Raw genomic sequence first — 2,350 nt, forward strand, 5'->3', positions numbered from 1 at the left:
TCTGCTATCCAAGGTCAGCGCACATTGATCGGGCTGGCATCTAACAATTCATTCAAGCCGACGCCGCTTCGCGGCGCGGCTTAATTCAGGTGTTAGGCCGCATGGCAATTGTCCTCGCAATCGTCCAGTTCGCTCTCGTGCCGATCCTGCTGGTGGTGGCTCTGGCCGTGCGCTTCGCTGGCGGCGCAAAGCCGCTTAATGTCGTTGATTACGCTCGCGTATCGGACCCCGTGGCGCTTCATCGCTGGGCGGGGAACAGGCTTCTTGTTCTGCCGCTCCTGTTCCTGGTCGGGGGCTACATCTCGTACGCCTTCCCCACGCTCGCTCTGCTGATTCTTGGAGCAGCAACAGTTGCCTGTCTCTGCGTAGTCGCTTGGCTTGCGGTCGGGGCTGAAAGATTCCAGAGTGCGGCCTAACGATGCGTTCAAGCCGAACCCGCTTCGTTACGCGGCCCAGGCGGCAGGTAAAGCTTGCCACCTGGTCCACTCCACTGCGCGGGTCGGCTTAACTTAGGTGTTAGGCTTAGCGGTGAATCATCACCGCAAGCACCAAAAAGCCTTAACTTCAAAAGGTTGCTGCCGACCAAGAACGGCAAGAGCATGCGCTGCAGCCATCCGTCCTTCATCATTCCACCCGCTTGCGCGCCAGTACGCAACGGCTGACATGTCGATCGGCAGGAAGGCAAGTCGGCCTTGGTCGCGCAAGCGAATAGCGGCGGCAAGGTCTGGCTCAACGCAAACTGAAAAAGCAGGTTTCGGCTGCTGGTCAAGATTTACGGGTTGCGCACCGGAGCAAAAGCTCCATTCCTGAGCTGCCCAGGCGAGTGGCCCGCAAGCCTAACAGTTCGTTCAAGCCGACGTTGCTTCGCGGCCGCCCCGGCGTGGTACGCTCACGCTACCACGCCGTGTCGTCCACTACGCAACGCGGCTTAACTCAGGTGTTAGACGGCAAAGTCACAGACCGCGGGATCTCTTATGACCAACTACTTTGATAGCCCCTTCAAAGGCAAGCTGCTTTCTGAGCAAGTGAAGAACCCCAATATCAAAGTTGGGCGGTACAGCTATTACTCTGGCTACTATCATGGGCACTCATTCGATGACTGCGCACGGTATCTGTTTCCGGACCGTGATGACGTTGATAAGTTGATCATCGGTAGTTTCTGCTCTATCGGGAGTGGGGCTTCCTTTATCATGGCTGGCAATCAGGGGCATCGGTACGACTGGGCATCATCTTTCCCGTTCTTTTATATGCAGGAAGAACCTGCATTCTCAAGCGCACTCGATGCCTTCCAAAAAGCAGGTAATACTGTCATTGGCAATGACGTTTGGATCGGCTCTGAGGCAATGGTCATGCCCGGAATCAAGATCGGGCACGGTGCGGTGATAGGCAGCCGCTCGTTGGTGACAAAAGATGTGGAGCCTTACGCTATCGTTGGCGGCAATCCCGCTAAGAAGATTAAGAAACGCTTCACCGATGAGGAAATTTCATTGCTTCTGGAGATGGAGTGGTGGAATTGGTCACTGGAGAAGATCAAAGCGGCAATGCCCATGCTGTGCTCGTCTAATATTGTTGGCCTGCACAAGTATTGGCTCGAGTTTGCCGTCTAACAATTCAATCAAGCCGATGCCGCTTCGCGGCACGGCTTATTTCAGGCGTTAGGTGCCAAGGGGAGCACTCCGCATGTCGTCACTAGTTTTGCTGGCTATTATCGTATTCGTTGTCTTCATCGTTCTTGCTGCGCTCAAGAACAAGCAAGGCGGCTCCGGCAAGCTCGGATTTCCGTACCAGCCGGCCAAGCCGCTTTTCTCGGCCGCAGAGCGTTCGTTCCTTGGGGTGCTAGATCAGGCTGTTGGGCCAGAGCATCGAGTCTTTGGCAAAGTTCGGGTAGCGGATGTGGCTGCAGTCAAATCGGGCCTGGGCAACTCTGCGCGGCAAGGCGCGCTCAATCGTATTGCTGCTAAGCACTTCGACTTCCTTGTGTGCCGCTCCGGCGATCTATCTGTTGTCTGCGCCGTCGAGCTCAATGACAAGTCTCACGCTAGCCAACGGGCGCAGGCTCGTGATGAACTGCTGGCCAATGTGTGTCGCGTGATCAACTTGCCGCTTCTCACAGTTCCGGCCAAGGCGGCATACTCGCCCCAAGATGTACGGGCTCAGTTCTTGGCGGCTGTGGAACCCGCACCCGTAGGTGTCCGGGTTGGCACCTAACAATTCATTCAAGCCGACGCCGCTTCGCGGCGCGGCTTAATTCAGGTGTTAGATGCCAGATTTGGCGTTGCGTATGCTCACAGAAAATCGACAGCCGCAAGACTGTTTTTGGCAACTCATAGCCACCACTATTTATCCTTCA

At 55.8% G+C, this 2,350-nt stretch carries 3 protein-coding genes; all 3 read left to right on the forward strand.

Going from position 1 to position 2,350, the window contains the following annotated elements; genetic code table 11:
- Positions 1 to 101 precede the first annotated feature (101 nt).
- The 3 genes from ACW11F_RS12435 (at position 102) to ACW11F_RS12445 (ending at position 2,208) form a co-directional block, all read left to right on the forward strand.
- Positions 102 to 416 carry a hypothetical protein gene (locus ACW11F_RS12435; protein WP_456997269.1) on the forward strand — a complete coding sequence of 105 codons (315 nt, stop codon included), beginning with the start codon at positions 102 to 104 and terminating at the stop codon, positions 414 to 416.
- A 558-nt stretch (positions 417 to 974) separates the two neighbouring features.
- Positions 975 to 1,607, forward strand: a complete 633-nt coding sequence (locus ACW11F_RS12440) for a type B-3 chloramphenicol O-acetyltransferase CatB3 (RefSeq protein ID WP_000186237.1) — start codon at positions 975 to 977, stop codon at positions 1,605 to 1,607.
- Between the two features lie 73 nt (positions 1,608 to 1,680).
- Positions 1,681 to 2,208: a DUF2726 domain-containing protein gene (locus tag ACW11F_RS12445; protein WP_456997270.1), complete on the forward strand. Its 528-nt coding sequence runs from the start codon at positions 1,681 to 1,683 to the stop codon at positions 2,206 to 2,208.
- Positions 2,209 to 2,350: the final 142 nt, after the last annotated feature.

Source organism: Luteimonas sp. e5 (genome assembly GCF_054031035.1).

What these genes read in the sequence shown, in the direction of transcription:
- ACW11F_RS12445 (WP_456997270.1), top strand. Translation starts at nt 1,681, where the DNA reads ATGTCGTCACTAGTTTTGCTGGCTATTATCGTATTCGTTGTCTTCATC.
- ACW11F_RS12435 (WP_456997269.1), top strand. Translation starts at nt 102, where the DNA reads ATGGCAATTGTCCTCGCAATCGTCCAGTTCGCTCTCGTGCCGATCCTG.
- ACW11F_RS12440 (WP_000186237.1), top strand. Translation starts at nt 975, where the DNA reads ATGACCAACTACTTTGATAGCCCCTTCAAAGGCAAGCTGCTTTCTGAG.